Here is a 17,638-nt window from a genome sequence, read left to right on the forward strand (position 1 = left end):
GCCAAGCATCTCGCCGCGTTCAGCCTGGCCGACATCCGATTGCGACCCCTCGTAGGGGCGATGCGCACCTCGTCCTAGTCGGCGTCCCGCTGTACCGGGATCTGTTGCGACCCCTCGTAGGGGCGATGCGCACCCGATCACGGCATGGGGGCAACGCGGTGAGCAACAGGTTGCGACCCCTCGTAGGGGCGATGCGCACGAGACCACGCTCGTCGTGTCCGAGCTGAAGGTGTTGGGGTTGCGACCCCTCGTAGGGGCGATGCGCACAGGATCACCGCCCCGGCGTGGCGCGGGCCGGTGAAGCGTTGCGACCCCTCGTAGGGGCGATGCGCACTGCACATGTCCACAGAGGTCCGGCCCATCGTGCTGGTTGCGACCCCTCGTAGGGGCGATGCGCACCGGGGGTCCTTCCGTCCGGTGCCTGGTACGTATGTGGTTGCGACCCCTCGTAGGGGCGATGCGCACTGCCCACCCCGGCCGAAACCATCGATCGCAGCTATCTGTTGCGACCCCTCGTAGGGGCGATGCGCACGCCGCGAGCCCGGACGCCTGGCTGGCCGAGCTCGCGTTGCGACCCCTCGTAGGGGCGATGCGCACCCGAGAGTAAAGCGTGATCGTTGCAGTTACACCCTCCAGTCGCAATGGGGCGGGCGCCGTTGAGTTAGAACCGTTCCGCACTCCTGTGGAGTTGCGTCGGCAGCTCGGTTGAAAATGGAGCGTTTTTGGACTGTTGATCTTGAAATCGGATACAAAAAGAAGAAGCCCAGGTCGTTGACCTGGGCTTTTGCTCCTCCGACTGGACTCGAACCAGTAACCCTTCGGTTAACAGCCGAATGCTCTGCCAATTGAGCTACGGAGGAATGTTTCGTTGTTGTCAGCCCTTGTCGCGCTGACATGACTACTCTAGCCCATGCCTCCCGAGCCCTTCACCGGACCCCCCACTTATTGATCCTTCTCCCGAAATCGCAGGTCAGCGGCGGTGCGCCACGACGAAGATGCGGCGGAACGGGAACCAGGTCGTGCCGTCGTCCCGCCTCGGGTACGCCGCCGCCAGGCGCGGCGCCAGCTCCGCCCGGAATTCCGCCCACTCCGCGTCGTCGAGCGCCGTCCGGACCGGCCGCAGGGCCGTGCCCGTGACCCACTCCAGCACCGGGTCCGCTCCGGTCAGCGCGTGGACGTAGGTCGTCTCCCAGGCGTCGACCTCCGCGCCGAGGTCGGAGAGCACGTCCGCATAGCCGGTCGGCGGCAGCACCGCGTCCGGGCGCAACACGCCTCTCACCTGGTCACGCCAGCGCGGCTCGGCGGCAAGCTCCCGGATCGTCACGTGCGACGGTGATTCGAAGTTGCCCGGCACCTGGAAGGCGAACCAGGCTCCGGCCGGCAGCTGGGGCAGCCAGCGCTGCAGCAGCTCCACGTGCTCCGGCACCCATTGCAGGACGGCGTTGCAGAGCACGACATCCGTGTCCGGCAACGGTTTCCAGTCCCGCACGTCCTCCTGCCTCGCGGCCACGCCGCGGGCTTGGGCCGCCGCGACCATCTCCGGCGATGCGTCCGTCGCCTCGACCGCCGCTTCGGGCCACCGGTCGGTCAGCAGCGAGGTCAGGTTTCCAGCACCGCAGCCGAGATCCACCACCCGACGCGCCTGGGACGCGCCGACCCTGGCCATCAGGTCGTGGGCCGGGCGGTCGCGGTGGTCACTGAACGACAGGTACTTCTGCGGATCCCACACGTCCACACCTCCGTAAACAGTACGCCCGTACTGTATATCCGAGGTGTGGTCGGTGTCGAGGGAAAGTCAGTCCCGCTCAGGGCCTTTCGCCTGCTGCAAGCGCTCCGCGACGGTCGCGGCGAACTCGGCCACCGCCGCTTCGTCCGCTCCCCGATCCGGCCGGACCTGCAACAGGATCCCGTCCCGGCCGGGCACCTTGCGCTGCACGAACCACGCTCCCCCGCCGGGCAGGTCCCGGTGGTGGCGGGAGCGGATGGACTGGTTGACGCGCTCGTGCACGACGTCGGGCAACCGGCTCGATCCCGTCAGTTCGAGCCGGCGACCCGGCAGGTCGCGCAGCAGCACCGCGTCGCCCGCCGCCCCGGCTTCCTCCGCCTCGATCACGGTGAGCACGCCGTTGTTCCAGGTCGCCTTGCTGAGCAGGTGCCAGCCGAGGCGGCGACCCTCCGGCAGCCACAACCCCAGGTGCGTGGCGACCAGCGCGCCATCGGCCGTCTTCGCCACCGCGAGGACCTGCTCCTCGGCGTCGAGCGTGCCGGGGAAGTCCGCCGGCACGTCGGCCGTGCCGCTCAGCCGCGCGACGAGCTGCCGCAGCCAGGCGATCACAGCGTCCCCATGGCCTGGTCCAGCAGCGCCTTGCGGTAGCCCTCCAGCGCGACCATGTCGCCGAACAGCGCGTTGTACTCCTCGGCGTCCTCCAGCGGCGACATCCGCTGCACCTTGGACTTGATGTCCGCGATCTGCCTGCTGACCAGCCGCTCCTGCAACCGGGCGATCAAGGCCGCGACGTAGCGCGGGTCCTCCTCCGACTGGTTCTCCAGCTTCTCCACCGAGAGCAGCGTGAGCAGACTGCGCGTGGCCTCGTTCTCGCACTGCTGCGACACCGCGTCCACGTACGCCGCGCCGGAGAGCCCGGACACCGTGCCGCCTGCGGCCAGCAACGCCCGGTGCAGCTCGGCGTACGCGGGCTCGGTGAACGCTTCCTCCGGCAGAGCGTCGTACAGCGGGCCTGCCAACGAGGGCACCTGAAGCGCCGCCTTCAGCGCCTCCCGCTGCAGGAACCGCGGGTCGTGCCGGGGCGGGCGCTTCGGGAGGTCGACGTCCATGCCCAGTGACTGCTGCGCCTCGTCCTGCCTCGGACGGCGCCGCGTCTGGCGCACTGGGGCGCCGGAGCTCTGCCGCACCCGGCGCACCACCTGGTTCTCGTCGTTCCAGCCGGCCCACCAGGCCAGCTTCGCGGCGTAACCGTCGCGGCGGGCCGGGTCCTTGATCTGCGCGACCAGCGGGACCGTGCGCTTCAGCGCCGCGACCCGGCCGTCGACGGAGTCCAGGTCGTATTCGGTGAGCAGGCTGCGGATGGCGAACTCGAACAGCGGCCGCCGGCGGGCGACCAGGTCGCGCACCGCCGCGTCGCCCTTGGCCTCCCGCAGCTCGCACGGGTCCATGCCGTCCGGGGTGATCGCCACGTAGGTCTGGCTGGCGAACTGCTGCTCGCCGTCGAAGGCCTTCAACGCGGCCTTCTGCCCGGCCTCGTCGCCGTCGAAGGTGAAGATGACCTCGCCGCGGAACGCGTCGTCGTCCATCATCAGCCGGCGCAGCACCGAGATGTGGTCGTCGCCGAACGCCGTGCCGCAGGACGCCACCGCCGTCGGCACGCCGGCCAGGTGCATCGCCATCACGTCGGTGTAGCCCTCGACCACCACCGCCTGGCGGCGCTTGGCGATCTCCCGCTTGGCCAGGTCGATGCCGAAGAGCACCTGCGACTTGTTGAAGATCGGGGTGGCCGAGGTGTTGACGTACTTGGCCTCGATCGGATCGTCGTCGAAGATCCGCCGCGCGCCGAAGCCGACCACGTCGCCGCTGAGGTCCTTCAGCGGCCACAGCAGGCGCCGGTGGAACCGGTCGATCGGGCCGCGGCGCCCCTCCTTGGACAGGCCCCCCTTGATCAGCTCGTCGAGCTCGAAGCCCTTCATCAGAAGGATCTTGGTGAGCTTGTCCCAGCCGGCCGGCGCGAATCCGCAACCGAAGCGCGCGGCCGCCGCCTCGTCGAAACCGCGCTGCGTCAGGTACTCCCGCGCCTTCAGCGCCTCCGGGGAGCGGAGCTGTTCCGCGTAGAACTCGGCGGCGATGCGGTGCGCCTCGACCATCCGGGCGCGCGTGCCGCGATCCCGCTTCGGGCCCGGCGTGCCGCCTTCGTACTGCAGCTGCAGGCCCACCCGGTCGGCCAGCCGCTCGACGGATTCGACGAAGCCGAGGTGCTCGATCTTCATCAAGAAGGCGATGACGTCGCCGCCCTCGCCGCAGCCGAAGCAGTGGAACGTGCCGTGGCTGGGCCGGACGTTGAACGACGGAGTCTTCTCGTCGTGGAACGGGCACAGGCCCTTCTGCGCGCCGCCGCCGGCGTTGCGCAGGGCGACGTATTCCCCGACCACATCGTCGATCCGGTTGCGATCGCGCACTTCGGCGATGTCGCTTTCCCGGATCCTGCCTGCCACGCACCCAGTCTAGGGGCATTGTGATCGTCACGTTCGAGGTGGCTTGCCGGTGCGGCAGAATCTCGGCTGTGCCCGCAACGAACACCGACCTGGCCACGGAATTCGACCAGCACCGGAGCCGGCTGATCGGCATCGGCTACCGGCTCACGGGCCGGATCGCCGACGCCGAGGACGCGGTCCAGGACGCGTGGCTGCGGCTGGCGTCGACCGACCGCGAGACGATCCGCGACCTGACCGGCTGGCTGACCACCGTGGTCAGCAGGCTGTGCCTGGACCGGATGCGCTCGGCCGCCGTCCGGCGCGAGCAGTACGTCGGGCCGTGGCTGCCGGAACCGCTGGTGACCTCGCTCGACGCGGACCCGGGCGACATCGTGGCGACCCAGGACGACCTGCGGATGGCGGCGATGCGGGTGCTGCACGAGCTGCCGCCGGACCAGCGGCTGGCGTTCGTGCTGCACGACGGCTTCGACGTGCCGTTCGCCGAGATCGCCGAGGTGGTCGGGTGCAGCGTGGCGGCCGCGCGGCAGCACGCGTCGCGGGCGCGGCGGGCGATGGCCGACGCCGACCCGCCGGAGCGGGTTCCGCTGCCCGAGCAGCAGCAGGTGCTGGAGGAATTCCTCACCGCGGTGGCGTCGAAGGACCTCGAAGCGATCACCCGGGTGCTGCACCCGGCGGTGGCGGTCTACGGCGACAGCGGCGGCAAGGCCCGCACCGCGCGGCGCCCGGTGGTGGGCATCGACAAGGTCGCCCGGTTCATCGTGGGGCTCATGGAGAAGTACGGCGACGGCCTGGTCGAGAACATCCGGCCGGTGATGGTGAACGGCGACCTCGGCGTGATGTTCATGGGCAACGACGCCGAGACGGCCGCCCCGCGGGTGTTCACCATGGCGGTGCGGGACGGCCGCCCGGCGGCGATCTTCGACATCGTCAACCCGGACAAGCTCACCCGCGTCCCCTGGTGACCAGCAAGCCGTGCGTGTTTTGGGGCGTTATAGCGCCCCAAAACACGCACGGCCTGGGTGACCAGGGGAAACGACCGGATCAGCTCGGGTCGGTGACGCGGGCCAGGAAGTAGAGGGCGCCCGTGGCCTGGTGGCGCACCAGGAACAGGAACGGCCGGTCCACCTCGACCCGGATCGGGTCCGGTTCCCGGACGATCGCGGTCAGCCGCATCATCACCGCCGTCGCGGCGGCGCCTTCGAGGCCGCTCTCATCGACTTCGAGCACTGCCTGGTGCACGACCGTCGAAACCCGCAACGGCTGATCGGTCAGCGGCGAGAAGTCCGCGTCGGGGGTGAAGAGCTCCTGCACACCGAGCGCGCCGAGCGACCTGGTCAGCTCGGCGTCGCCGGTGACGTCGAACTTCGGCAGGAACAACTCCACCCGCTGCTGCTCGACGGCCGAAAGGAGCCGGCGCAGTTGCTTGGCGTCGAGTTCCGGCTCCGCCGTCGCCAGGTCGGCGTCCGGCAGCAGCACCACGGCCTCGACGCCACCGGCCGCCGGCAGGCTTACGACCTGCCAGCCTTCGGTGGCGGCGTAGCCGAGGCGACGGGTGGCGCGCATGGTCGGCACGTCGCGGTCGCCCGCAGGGGCGTGGAACGGCCGCCGGTCGGTGGCCTTCTCATCGAACGCCTCCCGCCACGAAACCTTCAGGTAGAGGGCGTTGACCAGGGCAGCGACCGTGTCCGCGACCACCGAACCCGGGCTCAGCAGCTCGGGGATCAGATCTCGCGTCGTCTCCGCGACGTCGGCGTTGATCAGCTTCCGGGCATCCTCCGGGGCGGTCCGGAAGGGCGCGTTGCGCACCGCGCTACCCGGCCAGTCCTCCAGCGCGGTCAGGTAGGACTGGTGGATCGGGAGATCCGCGTGCGCCCACAGGGTGTTGGCCACCGCCAGCACGGGCGGCTCGGCGGACGGGCCGCCGGAGAGCTCGGCGGCGCCGCCGAGCAGCTTCAGCAGCCCCGCCGGGTCGTCGCGCAGCGCGGTCACCAGTTCGTCCCTGGTCTGACCGCCGGTCGCGGTCGCGGCCAGGCCGAGCGCGCTGGCCACCGAGTACGGCGACCAGCAGAACGGGGTGTTCGCCGGCGGAGCGAGCCGCCGGTGCAGGGACAGGCTGAAGTCGAGGTGTTCGCTCACGGCCGCTGGGCTCCGTTTCCGCGTCGGCTGGCTCGGGGCTGATCCCGAGTCTGCCAGCCGAACGGCCGACGGTGGGCGCGAGCGATTGGCGGGTTCTCGCCCGTTACGCCCTAACGGACGGATTCCTCGATGTCGGACAGGCCCATCAGGCGGAGTTCCTGGGCGATGTAGTGGGCCGCGCGCTGGGCCGCCGGGTCCTGCCACCGCAGATCCCGGACCCAGTCGGCCAGGTTGTCGGTGTTCACGTACGGCTCGCCGCCGACGACGAGCTTCTGGATGTAGTGCCGGTTGCGCATCGGGGTCTCCTTGCGACCCGGGTTTCGGGGCCGGGCCGCGGGCTGCACCGAACGGTCTCGGATCAGCCGGACGGGGATCGGGGGCGGTGCCGTCGGCGTTCGGGGCTCGCCGAGCAACACACTGAGTAAGAATTCTGGGGGCGAATCCCAGATCAACTCTCCCCTTTCGGATTAACGTCACATCTATTTGGACACGTTCCGTACATGCTTTCGATGCCAGGAGATCGCCTGCGCGTCCGTCAGCGACGAGACCTGGTCCAGCACCACCCGCAGCCGGGCCCGGTCGTCACCCGCCCGGTGCCAGGCCGGGGCCATCGCCGGATCCAGCGACTCCGGGGCCCGCTCGGCCAGCGCCCACACCAGCTCGGTCAGCAGCGCCCGCTGCCGCTCCTGCATGCGCAACCGCTGCGGGTCGCTCATCACGTACCGCAGCGCGACGGCCTTGAGCACCGCGACCTCCGCCACCACCGGCTCCGGCACGACCAGCTCCGCGCGGTAGCGGGTCAACGGCCCGGGCCCGAAGCGCTCCACCGTCCCGGTCACCGCCGCGGCCACGAACCGCCCGACCAGCTCGCTGGTGAGCCGCTTCAGCGCGATCTGCGCGCGGAACGTGCCGTCGTAGTCCAGCACCGCGTCCACCACCGGCCACCGCACCAGCTCCGCCGCCGCGTGGTCGAGCAGCCCCGCGGTGTCGCCCAAGCCGTTGCCCCAGAAGTGCTTCGCGGCCATCCGGACGATCTCCGCGCGCTCCTCGCCGCTGGTCAGCGAGCGCAGCGAGATCCGCCCCGACAGCACCCCGTCCTCGACGTCGTGCACCGAGTAGGCGACGTCGTCGGACCAGTCCATCACCTGGGCCTCCAGGCACCGGCGACCCTCTGGCGCGCCGTCGCGCAGCCACTCGAACACCGCCAGGTCGTCCGGGTAGGCACCGAACTTGGCCTCGCCCGGGCGCTTCGGCCACGGGTATTTCGTCGCCGCGTCCAGGCACGCGCGGGTCAGGTTCAGGCCGCGGCCGACGTCGTCCGAGCCGGCCAGCTTCGGCTCCAACCGGGTGAGGATGCGGAGGGTTTGCGCGTTGCCCTCGAAGCCGCCGCAGCCATCGGCCAAGTCGTTCAGCGCCCGCTCGCCGTTGTGCCCGAACGGCGGATGCCCGATGTCGTGCGCGAGGCCGGCGGTGTCCACCAGGTCCGGATCGGCGCCCAGCGCGGCGGCGATGCCCCGCCCGATCTGCGCCACTTCCAGCGAGTGCGTCAGCCGGGTGCGCGGCACATCGCCCTCTTCCGGGCCCACGACCTGCGTCTTCCCCGCCAGCCGGCGCAGCGCCGCCGAATGCAGGACCCGCGCCCGGTCCCGCGCGAACGGGTTTCGGTCGTCCGAACGGGCCTCGGCGGGCACGGCCGACTTCGGCGGCTCGGGCAGCAGCCGCCGCAGGTCGTGCGCGTCGTAGCCGGGCATGGCGCCCGTGGGGTCTCCGGAGCTCATCCCGCTCAGATTACGGTGCGAACCCGACGGACCACCGCATTCCGGCGGCGGTGCCGCGGCGTCGACCCACCCGGGTCATCAGCCCAGGCCGTCGCCGGCGATCTCCGCCGGCGCGTGCGTGAGCCGGTAGTACAGCAACGCGCCGGTTTCCCGGACGATGTACTTGAACTGGACCTCGCGGGTCTGCACCACGGGCCCGGACCGGGCCGGGGACGCCCACGCGTCGAGCCCGAAGTCGCTGGCCATCGTCCGCGCCCGCAGCGAGTGCCAGGGGTCGCTCACGATGAGGGCGCTCGTCCAGCCCCGCTGCTGGGAGATGTCGGCGACCGCCTGCAGGCTGCCCAGCGTGTCGCTGCCGACGTCGACGTCGACGATCTTGTCCGCGGGTACCCCGTTCCCGGTCAGCCACTTCTTGCTGGCCTGCGCCTCGGTGAAGGCGTCGCCGGGCAGCCGGCCGCCGACCGTGACGATGTACTGGGTCAGGCCGTCCTGGTAGAGCTCCAGGGCCTGTTCGAGCCGCGCGGCGAGCACGTCCGAGGGCTTGCCGTGGTACTGGGCGGCGCCGAGCACGACCACGATGTCCACCGGCCGCCGGTCGTCGGAGCGAGCCACCTGCCACACCCGGAACGCGGTGCCGCCGATCACCAGCAGCACCACCAGCACGGCACCGACCAGGACGCGTCCGAACACCCGGCCTGCGGGCCGGCGCCGGTGGGCGGCTCGATGGGGGCTCACGTTGGCATCCTCGCAGATCTTCGGGTCCGCCGGGGCAGGCCGGGCGCGGGAAATCCAACCGGCCCAACCACTTTCGAAAAAAACGGGCCGGTGGCGTCCGAGAACACCACCGGCCCGAGCCCGGATCAGCAGCCGAGGAGGCGAACCGCCAGGTACTCCTCCAGCTTGTCCATCGCCACCCGCTCCTGCGACATCGTGTCGCGCTCGCGGACGGTGACGGCGTGGTCGGACAGCGAGTCGAAGTCGATGGTCACGCAGAACGGCGTGCCGACCTCGTCCTGCCGGCGGTAGCGGCGGCCGATCGCGCCGGCGTCGTCGAAGTCGACGTTCCAGTTGCGGCGCAACTGCGCGGCGATGTCGCGGGCCTTCGGCGACAGCTCGGCGTTGCGCGACAGCGGCAGCACGGCCACCTTCACCGGCGCCAGTCGGCGGTCCAGCTTCAGCACCACGCGCTTGTCCACGCCGCCCTTGGCGTTCGGCGCCTCGTCCTCGTGGTAGGCGTCGATCAGGAACGCCATCATCGGCCGGCCGACGCCCGCGGCGGGCTCGATCACGTACGGCCGGTACCGCGAGTTGCTGGCCTGGTCGAAGTACGACAGGTCGATGCCGGAGTGGTTCGAGTGCGTGGTGAGGTCGAAGTCGGTGCGGTTGGCGATGCCCTCCAGCTCGCCCCACTCCTGACCGCCGAAGCGGAACCGGTACTCGATGTCGACGGTGCGCTTCGCGTAGTGCGAGAGCTTCTCCTTCGGGTGCTCGAACTCCCGCAGGTTGTCGCGGCTGATGCCCAGGTCGGCGTACCAGTTCATGCGCTGGTCGATCCAGTACTGGTGCCACTGCTCGTCCTCGCCGGGCTCGACGAAGAACTCCATCTCCATCTGCTCGAACTCGCGGGTCCGGAAGATGAAGTTGCCGGGCGTGATCTCGTTGCGGAACGACTTGCCGATCTGGCCGATGCCGAACGGCGGCTTCTTCCGCGCGGTGGTCATCACGTTGGCGAAGTTGACGAAGATGCCCTGCGCGGTCTCCGGCCGCAGGTAGTGCATCCCCTCCTCGCTCTCCACCGGGCCGAGGAAGGTCTTGAGCATCATGTTGAACTCGCGCGGCTCGGTGTACTGGCCGCGGGTACCGCAGTTGGGGCACGGGACGTCGGAGAGGTCGTCCTCGGCGATCTCCTTGCCGGTGCGCTCGGAGTACTCCTCGGCGAGCTGGTCGGCGCGGAAGCGGTGGTGGCAGGAGGTGCACTCCACCAGCGGGTCGTGGAAGGCGGTGACGTGGCCGGACGCCTCCCAGACCGGGCGGGGCAGGATCACCGACGAGTCGAGGCCGACGACGTCGTCGCGGCCCTGCACCATCGACTTCCACCACTGGCGCTTGATGTTGTCCTTGAGCTCGACGCCGAGCGGACCGTAGTCCCAGGCCGACCGCGTACCGCCGTAGATCTCGCCGGACGGGTAGACGAAACCACGGCGCTTGCAGAGATTGACGATCGTGTCGATCTGGTCGGCGGGCACGTTCACTCCGGAATCATCGCTGGACTGCATCGAACCAGCTGGTCGGGCTGGAGTTTCCCAGCGTACCGATCCCGGACCGGGTGACGTTCGCCCGGGCTGGCCACCCGGGCGACGCGGTGGCGCCGACGGGGCGCGCGGTATTGATGTGACAGGTCAGGCCGGGCGTACCCGTAGGATGGAGGGCGCGAAGCGTCCCCGCGCGCAGGTCACCGTTCGAGTGGCCTGCCCGACCGACGCCACCGCAGGCAGGCGACGCCGTGTGGAGGCCTCGCCGGAAAGGAAGCGATGCCCGCCGTCAGCCCGCAATCCGAGCCGACCCGGTCGACCGCGGGCTTGGACGGCCTCGACGACCACGTGCACTCCCCGGATCGGGACGCGCACCCGGTCCCGATGCGGGACCAGCGGATCCTGGTCGAGGCCGGCGAGCTGCTGCGGGCGCTGGCCGCCCCGGTGCGCATCGCGATCGTCCTGCAGCTGCGGGAGTCGGAACGCTGCGTGCACGAGCTGGTCGACGCGCTCGGCGTCGCCCAGCCGCTGATCAGCCAGCACCTCCGGGTGCTGAAGTCCGCCGGGGTCGTGCACGGCGAGCGGCACGGCCGCGAGGTCGTTTACCGCCTCGTGGACGAACACCTGGCGCACATCGTGGTGGATGCCGCAGCGCACGCGGAGGAGATCTCCGGCGTGCGGTCGCGCGGTTCGGCGCCACGTTCCATCGCACCCAACTCCCGACAGGAGACGGAGACAGCGTGACCACCGGCGAGGGTCCCACGGTCGGCGTACCGGGACTGCGGGCCACCAAGCAGCGAGCGGCGGTTTCGAACCTGCTGGACCAGGTCGACGACTTCCGCTCCGCCCAGGAACTGCACGAGGAGCTGCGGCGGCAGGGCGAGGGCATCGGCCTGACCACGGTCTACCGCACGCTGCAAACCCTGGCCGACGCGGGCGAGGTCGACGTGCTGCGCACGCCGACCGGCGAGGCCGTCTACCGGCGTTGCTCCAGCCACCACCACCATCACCTGGTGTGCCGGCACTGCGGGCGGACCGTGGAGGTGGCCGACCCGCCGGTGGAGAACTGGGCCGAGCGGATCGGCCAGGAACACGGCTTCTCCGACGTCAGCCACACGGTCGAGATCATCGGCACCTGCCCCGACTGCACCGCCCGCGGCCTCTGACGCCCTTCCAGACTCGTTCCGCGCAGCGGTGCGGGTAGTGGAACCTCGGAGGCGGCGCCCAGCCTGCGGGGTTGACCCGATCGTGCGATCCGGTCAGTACTCGTAGGTGTCCTGCGGAGCCGGGATCGGGCGGATCAGGATCGTCTCCAGCGTCGGGACGTAGTCGTTGGCTTCGGTGGCCGAGCCCGGCCGCAGCCTGCCGGTCACCTCGATCCACGTGTCCGCCGGGAGCTCCGCCGCCTGCGGCGGGGCCGCGAGCTCGACCTTCACCGGCGCCGCGTCCGCCGCGCAGCAGCTGATCCGCATCCTGGCGAGCTGCGTCGTCCCCGGCGTCAGGTGCACGACGAAGCCCTGCAGGCGCACCGCCCGGCCGTTGAGGGCGCCGCTTCCGTCCCAGATGGCGCGGGTGACGAACTCCGACACGCCCAGCAGCGGCGCCTGCTCGGGCGGCAGGTCCGGGAACAGGGATTCCCTCGGGGCCGCCGGCGCCGCCATCCGGTCGCGGGTCACCGAGTCCGAGCCGAGGGCCGGCGGCGCGATCAGGAAGATCGCGAACACCGGCAGCAGGAGCATCCACGGGCTGCGCGAACCGTGCTCGTGCTGCCCGGCCCCACCGGCCCGGATGTCGCGGACGATCGCGAAGATCGACAGCCCGATCATGACCACCCCGGCGATCACCAGCCACGGGAACAGCGCGGGCTTGACGTAGCGGAGGTAGCTGCCGCCCAGCGCGATCTTGAGCAGCGCGCCGCCCAGCAGCAGCAACAGCAGGTTCTGGGTTTCCCGGCGCATCACGAACCTCCCAGCAGCAGGGCGCCGACACCGACCGCGCAGCCGATCGCCACCACGAACGTGGCGGGCGCGAACCGGGCGGCGAAGCGGCGGCCGAAGGCGCCGGACTGCAGCGCGATCAGCTTGAGGTCGACGGCCGGGCCGACGACGAGGAAGACCAGCTTCGGGATCAGCGGCAGGCCCGGCATCGACGCGACCACGAAGGCGTCGGCCTCGCTGCACAGCGCGAGGACCACCGCGAGCACCGCCATCACCAGCACGCCCAGCACCAGCTGGCCGCCGAGCGACTCCAGCCAGGACGCGGGCACGACGACGTTGAACACCGCCGACGTCAGGCCGCCGAGCACCAGGAATCCGCCCGCCTCGACCAGGTCGTGCCGGGCCGACTCGGCGAAGACCACCCACCGGCTGCCGGAACCGTGGTGCGCCTCGACCCGGTGCAGCGCGCGCTCGGCGAGCCATTCCGCCTTGCCCAGCCGGGCCCAGAGCCAGCCCATCACGCACGCCGTCAGCAGCGAACCGAGGAACCTGGCCAGCACCATCAGCGGCTCGTCCGGGAACGCGACCACGGTGGACACCAGGACGATCGGGTTCACCGCCGGCGCGGCCAGCAGGAACGCGAGCGCCGCGGCCGGCGCGACGCCCTGCTGCATCAGCCGCCGCGCCACCGGCACCGAGGCGCACTCGCAGCCGGGCAGCGCCACCCCGGCGACACCGGCCACCGGCACCGCGGCGGCGGGGTTGGCGGGCAACCAGCGGCGCAGCGCTCCCGGCGGGACGAACGCCGCGATCAGACCGCTGACCAGCACGCCGAGCACCAGGAACGGCATGGCCTGGACGCAGACGGCGACGAACACCGTCGAGCCGGTGCGCAGCGCGGGGACGTCCAGCAAGGCGCTCAGCTGCCCCTGGAACACCGCTGCCACGACCAGCAGGCCGCAGAGCACCTCCAACGAGGTGATGACGGGGCGCCGCGGGCGCGGCGGGTCGGCGATCTCGGTCACCGGATCATCGTGCCAGTTCGAACTGATAATCGTTCGCACTAGGGGGTGAATCCACGCCCGCGCCCACTCGCCCCGAACCCATCACCCCTGCTCAAGCAGGGCATCGGCCACCGGGCCGCAAGCCCGGACCGACACACCGACGCGTCCCCCGGTCCCGTGACGGACCGCAATTTCAATGGAAATCGGACCTTCGATTTCCATTGAAATTGCGGTCCCCCGGTCCGGCGCCGCTAGTTGGTGGTGCCCTCGGGCTCGGCGAGGAGTTCGGTGCGCAGCTGGGACGCCGTCGCCACCACCAGCATCAGCAGGGTGCCCAGCGGCGCCGCCGCCATCCCCTCCGCCGGGAACGCGTAGCGCAAGGTCACGTCCATGCCGCGCTCGGTGCGGACCACCCCGAGCGTGCCGAACAGGCCCTGCCCCGCGCGCTCGGCGACCGACTGCGCGAGCTCGTCGGTCGGCGGCAGGTCCCAGGCGACCACGCAGGTCAGGCTCAGCACCGTCAGCCCGTCCGCGAGCTGCATCGCCTGCACCGCGCACGGGACATCGGCGTGCCGGAACGTGAGCGCGCCGTCGTCGTCGACGTGCACGTCGTGGTAGTTCTCCAGCGCTTCCTTCGCCGCGGTCAGCAACCGCGCGGTGGCTGCGGCCTCCTGGGTCATCAATTGCCCTCCTGGGCGGTTTCGGCAGACGCACCGGCCGCCGCCCGATCGATGGCCCCGCCGAACCGCCGGTCCCGGCGCGCGTACTGCTCGCACGCGCGCCACAGGTGCCGTCGATCCACGTCGGGGAACAGGGTGTCCTGGAAGACGAGTTCGGCGTAGGCCGACTGCCAGAGCATGAAGTTCGAGGTCCGCTGCTCGCCGGAAGGCCGGATGAACAGGTCCACGTCCGGCATGTCCGGCTGGTACAGGTAGCGGGCGATGGTGCGCTCGTCCACCCGGTCCGGGTTGATCTTCCCGGCCGCCACCAGCCGCGCGACCTCGCGCGCGGCGTCGCCGATCTCGGCCCGGCCGCCGTAGTTGACGCACATGGTCAGGTTCATGACCTCGTTGTTCTGCGTGCGGACCTCCGCGGCCTGCAGTTCGTTCACCACGCTGCGCCACAGCCGCGGCTTCCGGCCCGCCCAGCGCACCCGCACGCCCAACCCGTCGAGCTCGTCGACGCGGCGCCGGATCACGTCGCGGTTGAAGCCCATCAGGAACCGGACCTCGTCGGGGCTGCGCTTCCAGTTCTCGGTGGAGAAGGCGTACAGCGACAGCCACTTGACGCCGAGCTCGATCGCGCCGCGGGCCAGCTCCAGCACGACCGCCTCGCCGCGCTTGTGCCCCTCGATGCGCGGCAGCCCGCGCTCGTTGGCCCAGCGGCCGTTGCCGTCCATCACGATGGCGACGTGCTTGGGCACGAACTCCGGCGGCAACGCCGGCGGCTTCTCGCCGGAGGCGTGCGGTTCCGGCGTCCGCACGGTCGGGTCGTCCTTGCCCCGCCCACGGCGTCGCAACATAACTGGATTCTCCTTAGGACTGCTGGACGTGAGGGTTTCATTGTCCTCGCCCGGGTCGATCAGTGGCTCAGCGCCCGTCCTCGGCGGCGGCTACCAGCGCGGCATCGGCGGCCCGCTCCCGGATGAGCTCCGGCACGGTCCGCTCCACCAGCGGCAACGACCGCAACTGCCGTTCCATGTGCCACTGCAGGTGCGCCGCGATGAGGCCGCTGGCCTCCCGGCGGACCGGATTCGCGGTCGCCTCGGCGGAGGACCAGTCGCCGTGCAGCAGCGACTCCATCAACGGCAACGTGTGCACCGATGGCCGCACCGAACCGGCGGGCCTGCACTGGACGCACACCGCGCCGCCCGCCTGCACGTTGAAGGCGGCATGCGGGCCCGCCTCGCCGCAGCGCGCGCACTCGGTGAGCGCCGGCGCCCAGCCCGCGAAGGACATCGCCCGCAGCAGGAAGGCGTCCAGCACCTGCGAGGAGTCGCGCTCCCGCCCCGACAGCGCGCGCAGCGCGCCGATGGCCAACAAGTAGAGGCGCAGCACCGGCTCGCCCTCCTCCGCGGCCAGCCGGTCAACGGTCTCCAGCACCGCGCAGGCCGCGGTGTAGCGCTGGTAGTCGTCGACGATGTGAGCGCCGAAGGCGTCCACGGTCTGCACCTGGGTGATCACGTCGAGCGTGCGTCCTGTGTAGAGCTGCACGTCGACGTGGCAGAACGGCTCGACCCTGGCGCCGAACCGCGACGTCGTGCGGCGCACTCCCTTGGCAACTGCCCGAACTTTGCCGTAGCGCCGGGTCAGCAAGGTTATGATCCGGTCTGCCTCACCCAGCTTCTGCACCCGCAGGACGACTGCGGTATCGCGGTAGAGGCTCACCCACCCATCATCACACCCGTGGGCGACGGCATCGAAGCCGCGCGGAAGAATCACCGGGCATTCCGCGTCGAAAGGACGTCATGACCTACCCGTACGACCAGAACCCCTACCAGCAGGCGCCGATGCCGTACGGGCCGGGTTATCCGATGATGCCGCGGAACAACGGCATGGCGATCGCCTCGATGTGCGTCTCGCTGGCCGCGATCTTCACCTGCTACGGCGCCATCCTCATCGGACCGGTCGGCGCGATCCTGGGCCACGTCTCGCTGCGCGAGATCAACCGGAACCCGACGGCCTACACCAACCGCAGCATGGCGCTGACGGGCATCATCGTCGGATGGGTCGTGCCCGGCCTCTGGGCGCTGTTCATCACGTTCATGATCCTGGCCGCCACGGGAGTCCTCGGCACCGGCATCCAGAGCTCGTTCGACAACTAGACGTAGAGCGCGTCGAAGGGCGGGAACGGCAGGTTCCTGATCACCGACCAGACGGCGATCAGGACCAGCGCCACCAGCGGGGACCAGCGCCACTGCTCCCAGGTCGGGATCCGCCGGCCGCGCCAGCGGCCCAGCACCCAGGCGCCCCAGGTCCACAGGAAGAACGGGATGAACGCGACCGCCGCCGCGTTGAAGTGCAGCGCCGCCAGCACGTCGCCGTGCAGCAGGCTGTAGAACATCCGAGTCGCGCCGCAGCCGGGGCAGTCGAGCCCGGTCAGCCACTTGACCGGGCAGGGCGGCAGCGGGAATCCGGCGTCGGAGGTGGGATCGGCGGCGAGCACGATCCCGGCCGCCGCGCAGCCGAGCAGCGCGGTCGCGGCCGGGAAAGCCATCGTTCGAAGGCGCGCGGCGACCATCAGTCCACTTGCGCGGCGGCGAAGCCGAACACCGCGATCATGATCACGAAGTAGGCCACGAGCGCCAAGATGTAGAGGCCCAACAGGCTGGCGCCGACGATGACGGCGACCTTGCCCCACTTCTTGGCCTCGTTGGCGGACATCTGCGCCTGGTCGGGCAGGCCCTGGTACCAGAGCGAGTTGACCTGCAGCGCCTTGATCAGCGCCGGGATCCCGAAGGGCCAGCACACCAGGATTCCGGCGATGGCCCAGCCCAGGTTGTTGTTCATCGGCACGGGGGCGACGCCGAACTGCGCGGCGTAGGGGTTCGGCGCCATCGGCACCGGGTGGTGGACCGGCTGCTGAACCGCCGGTTGGTGAGCCATCGGCTGCTGGACCGGCTGGTCGAACTGCTGCTGGACCGGCTGGTCGACGGGCTGCTGCGCGATCGGCTGCTGTACCGGCTGGTCAGCAGGCTGCTGCGCGATCGGCTGGTCAGCAGGCTGCTGAACCGCCGGCTGCTCGGCCGGCTGCTGCGGGACACCGGTCGAGTCGGACGGTTCCGTCATTGTTCCCCCGGAGAAGTTGGCGCGCGTCGTTGCGGCCGGCGCTCACGCCGGCCGCAACGGCACGACTAGATCAGTACGAGGAGCTCACCGAGGCGGCGATGATCACGAAGAAGATCACGTAGATCAGGATGATCAGGACCCACCAGGCGGCGCCGGCGATGATGCCGATCTTGCCCCACTTCTTGGCGTCGTCCGCCGCGGCCTGGGCCTGCTGGTACTGGCCCTGGGCCCACAGGTTCTGCACCGAGGTGGCCTTGATCAGCGACGGGATCGCGAACGGCCAGCACAGGAAGATCGAACCGATGCCCCAGCCGATGTTGTTGTTCGGCGGGGCGCCGCCGGGCTGCTGCCCGTAGGGGTTCGGCTGGCCGTAGGGGTTCTGCTGTCCGTAGGGGTCGGGCTGGCCGTACGGCTGCTGGGGCATCGGCCCCGACGGCGGACCGTATCCGCCCGGCTGCTGACCGTACGGCTGCTGCGGGTTGGGCCCCGAAGGCGGGCCGCCATAGGGATTAGTCACGA

Annotated in this window: 21 protein-coding genes, 1 tRNA gene and 1 CRISPR repeat array (1 of these 23 only partly in view); of the genes, 5 read left to right on the forward strand and 17 right to left on the reverse strand. The window is 70.6% G+C overall.

Annotation, left to right across the window (positions count from 1 at the left end; all coding sequences use genetic code 11):
• Positions 1 to 597: direct repeats of the CRISPR family, unit length 30 nt; unit sequence GTTGCGACCCCTCGTAGGGGCGATGCGCAC; it begins 96 nt to the left of the window's first position.
• 190 nt (positions 598 to 787) lie between these two features.
• From ACWEV3_RS01575 to dnaG, 4 genes are all read right to left on the reverse strand, one after another.
• A tRNA-Asn gene (locus tag ACWEV3_RS01575) sits at positions 788 to 860 on the reverse strand.
• Positions 861 to 970: 110 nt separating this feature from the next.
• The gene (locus ACWEV3_RS01580) at positions 971 to 1,729 is read right to left on the reverse strand and encodes a trans-aconitate 2-methyltransferase (RefSeq protein ID WP_452612016.1); all 759 of its coding nucleotides are present in this window, start codon (positions 1,727 to 1,729) and stop codon (positions 971 to 973) included.
• Positions 1,730 to 1,795: 66 nt separating this feature from the next.
• Positions 1,796 to 2,335 (reverse strand): hypothetical protein, encoded by a 540-nt coding sequence (locus ACWEV3_RS01585; protein ID WP_452612017.1) that lies wholly within the window; start codon positions 2,333 to 2,335, stop codon positions 1,796 to 1,798.
• Positions 2,332 to 4,224 carry a DNA primase gene (gene dnaG, locus ACWEV3_RS01590; RefSeq protein ID WP_452612018.1) on the reverse strand — a complete coding sequence of 631 codons (1,893 nt, stop codon included), beginning with the start codon at positions 4,222 to 4,224 and terminating at the stop codon, positions 2,332 to 2,334. Before dnaG ends, ACWEV3_RS01585 begins: the two co-directional genes overlap by 4 nt.
• A gap of 68 nt (positions 4,225 to 4,292) precedes the next feature.
• Between dnaG and ACWEV3_RS01595 the strand changes: the two genes are divergently transcribed.
• Positions 4,293 to 5,186 (forward strand): sigma-70 family RNA polymerase sigma factor, encoded by an 894-nt coding sequence (locus ACWEV3_RS01595; RefSeq protein ID WP_452612019.1) that lies wholly within the window; start codon positions 4,293 to 4,295, stop codon positions 5,184 to 5,186.
• A 79-nt stretch (positions 5,187 to 5,265) separates the two neighbouring features.
• Here the strand turns inward: ACWEV3_RS01595 and ACWEV3_RS01600 are convergent, their stop codons facing one another.
• From ACWEV3_RS01600 to ACWEV3_RS01620, 5 genes are all read right to left on the reverse strand, one after another.
• Positions 5,266 to 6,360, reverse strand: coding sequence for a serpin family protein (locus ACWEV3_RS01600; protein WP_452612020.1), 1,095 nt, complete (start codon positions 6,358 to 6,360; stop codon positions 5,266 to 5,268).
• Positions 6,361 to 6,470: 110 nt separating this feature from the next.
• Complete coding sequence (locus ACWEV3_RS01605; RefSeq protein WP_132489332.1) at positions 6,471 to 6,656, reverse strand: hypothetical protein; 186 nt, start codon at positions 6,654 to 6,656, stop codon at positions 6,471 to 6,473.
• A 183-nt stretch (positions 6,657 to 6,839) separates the two neighbouring features.
• Positions 6,840 to 8,138: a deoxyguanosinetriphosphate triphosphohydrolase gene (locus ACWEV3_RS01610; protein WP_452612021.1), complete on the reverse strand. Its 1,299-nt coding sequence runs from the start codon at positions 8,136 to 8,138 to the stop codon at positions 6,840 to 6,842.
• A 78-nt stretch (positions 8,139 to 8,216) separates the two neighbouring features.
• Positions 8,217 to 8,873: a YdcF family protein gene (locus ACWEV3_RS01615; RefSeq protein ID WP_452612022.1), complete on the reverse strand. Its 657-nt coding sequence runs from the start codon at positions 8,871 to 8,873 to the stop codon at positions 8,217 to 8,219.
• A 125-nt stretch (positions 8,874 to 8,998) separates the two neighbouring features.
• Entirely contained in the window at positions 8,999 to 10,384 is a 1,386-nt protein-coding gene (locus tag ACWEV3_RS01620) for a glycine--tRNA ligase (RefSeq protein ID WP_452612235.1), read from the reverse strand.
• A 285-nt stretch (positions 10,385 to 10,669) separates the two neighbouring features.
• Here ACWEV3_RS01620 and ACWEV3_RS01625 point away from each other — a divergent pair, with 285 nt between their 5' ends.
• Together ACWEV3_RS01625 and ACWEV3_RS01630 are read left to right on the forward strand one after the other, a co-directional pair.
• Entirely contained in the window at positions 10,670 to 11,134 is a 465-nt protein-coding gene (locus tag ACWEV3_RS01625) for an ArsR/SmtB family transcription factor (RefSeq protein ID WP_452612023.1), read from the forward strand.
• Positions 11,131 to 11,556 (forward strand): Fur family transcriptional regulator, encoded by a 426-nt coding sequence (locus ACWEV3_RS01630; RefSeq protein WP_358579831.1) that lies wholly within the window; start codon positions 11,131 to 11,133, stop codon positions 11,554 to 11,556. The genes ACWEV3_RS01625 and ACWEV3_RS01630 overlap by 4 nt, the downstream gene beginning before the upstream one ends.
• A gap of 93 nt (positions 11,557 to 11,649) precedes the next feature.
• On the opposite strand, the gene ACWEV3_RS01635 is transcribed toward ACWEV3_RS01630, so the two are convergent.
• From ACWEV3_RS01635 to recO, 5 genes are all read right to left on the reverse strand, one after another.
• Entirely contained in the window at positions 11,650 to 12,348 is a 699-nt protein-coding gene (locus ACWEV3_RS01635) for a TIGR03943 family putative permease subunit (protein WP_452612024.1), read from the reverse strand.
• A complete protein-coding gene (locus ACWEV3_RS01640) occupies positions 12,348 to 13,352 on the reverse strand; it encodes a permease (protein ID WP_452612025.1) in 1,005 nt (334 codons plus the stop codon). The genes ACWEV3_RS01635 and ACWEV3_RS01640 overlap by 1 nt, the downstream gene beginning before the upstream one ends.
• Positions 13,353 to 13,582: 230 nt before the next feature.
• On the reverse strand, positions 13,583 to 14,011 hold the full coding sequence (locus ACWEV3_RS01645; protein WP_132489322.1) for a hypothetical protein: 429 nt from the start codon (positions 14,009 to 14,011) through the stop codon (positions 13,583 to 13,585).
• Positions 14,011 to 14,853 carry an isoprenyl transferase gene (locus ACWEV3_RS01650; RefSeq protein WP_452612026.1) on the reverse strand — a complete coding sequence of 281 codons (843 nt, stop codon included), beginning with the start codon at positions 14,851 to 14,853 and terminating at the stop codon, positions 14,011 to 14,013. The genes ACWEV3_RS01645 and ACWEV3_RS01650 overlap by 1 nt, the downstream gene beginning before the upstream one ends.
• A gap of 67 nt (positions 14,854 to 14,920) precedes the next feature.
• Entirely contained in the window at positions 14,921 to 15,718 is a 798-nt protein-coding gene (gene recO, locus ACWEV3_RS01655) for a DNA repair protein RecO (RefSeq protein ID WP_452612027.1), read from the reverse strand.
• 80 nt (positions 15,719 to 15,798) lie between these two features.
• Here recO and ACWEV3_RS01660 point away from each other — a divergent pair, with 80 nt between their 5' ends.
• A complete protein-coding gene (locus ACWEV3_RS01660) occupies positions 15,799 to 16,155 on the forward strand; it encodes a DUF4190 domain-containing protein (RefSeq protein WP_452612028.1) in 357 nt (118 codons plus the stop codon).
• Here the strand turns inward: ACWEV3_RS01660 and ACWEV3_RS01665 are convergent.
• Together ACWEV3_RS01665 and ACWEV3_RS01670 are read right to left on the reverse strand one after the other, a co-directional pair.
• On the reverse strand, positions 16,152 to 16,547 hold the full coding sequence (locus tag ACWEV3_RS01665) for a DUF2752 domain-containing protein (protein ID WP_452612029.1): 396 nt from the start codon (positions 16,545 to 16,547) through the stop codon (positions 16,152 to 16,154). The genes ACWEV3_RS01660 and ACWEV3_RS01665 overlap by 4 nt on opposite strands.
• A gap of 23 nt (positions 16,548 to 16,570) precedes the next feature.
• Entirely contained in the window at positions 16,571 to 16,936 is a 366-nt protein-coding gene (locus tag ACWEV3_RS01670) for a CD225/dispanin family protein (RefSeq protein ID WP_452612030.1), read from the reverse strand.
• On the opposite strand from ACWEV3_RS01670, the gene ACWEV3_RS01675 reads away from it, so the two are divergent.
• Positions 16,928 to 17,188 (forward strand): hypothetical protein, encoded by a 261-nt coding sequence (locus ACWEV3_RS01675; protein ID WP_452612031.1) that lies wholly within the window; start codon positions 16,928 to 16,930, stop codon positions 17,186 to 17,188. The genes ACWEV3_RS01670 and ACWEV3_RS01675 overlap by 9 nt on opposite strands.
• Before the next feature lies 1 nt (position 17,189).
• Here ACWEV3_RS01675 and ACWEV3_RS01680 read toward each other — a convergent pair whose 3' ends face one another.
• Entirely contained in the window at positions 17,190 to 17,636 is a 447-nt protein-coding gene (locus tag ACWEV3_RS01680; protein WP_452612032.1) for a CD225/dispanin family protein, read from the reverse strand.
• Between the last annotated feature and the right edge of the window lie 2 nt (positions 17,637 to 17,638).

The sequence above is a fragment of the Saccharopolyspora sp. NPDC003752 genome (genome assembly GCF_053605825.1).

Bases quoted from the DNA above. Each gene is read 5' to 3' on its own strand.
- ACWEV3_RS01605 (WP_132489332.1), bottom strand. From the start codon at position 6,656: ATGCGCAACCGGCACTACATCCAGAAGCTCGTCGTCGGCGGCGAGCCG.
- ACWEV3_RS01610 (WP_452612021.1), bottom strand. From the start codon at position 8,138: ATGAGCTCCGGAGACCCCACGGGCGCCATGCCCGGCTACGACGCGCAC.
- ACWEV3_RS01625 (WP_452612023.1), top strand. From the start codon at position 10,670: ATGCCCGCCGTCAGCCCGCAATCCGAGCCGACCCGGTCGACCGCGGGC.
- ACWEV3_RS01635 (WP_452612024.1), bottom strand. From the start codon at position 12,348: ATGCGCCGGGAAACCCAGAACCTGCTGTTGCTGCTGCTGGGCGGCGCG.
- ACWEV3_RS01645 (WP_132489322.1), bottom strand. From the start codon at position 14,011: ATGACCCAGGAGGCCGCAGCCACCGCGCGGTTGCTGACCGCGGCGAAG.
- ACWEV3_RS01650 (WP_452612026.1), bottom strand. From the start codon at position 14,853: ATGTTGCGACGCCGTGGGCGGGGCAAGGACGACCCGACCGTGCGGACG.
- ACWEV3_RS01660 (WP_452612028.1), top strand. From the start codon at position 15,799: ATGACCTACCCGTACGACCAGAACCCCTACCAGCAGGCGCCGATGCCG.
- ACWEV3_RS01665 (WP_452612029.1), bottom strand. From the start codon at position 16,547: ATGGCTTTCCCGGCCGCGACCGCGCTGCTCGGCTGCGCGGCGGCCGGG.
- ACWEV3_RS01670 (WP_452612030.1), bottom strand. From the start codon at position 16,936: ATGGCTCACCAACCGGCGGTTCAGCAGCCGGTCCACCACCCGGTGCCG.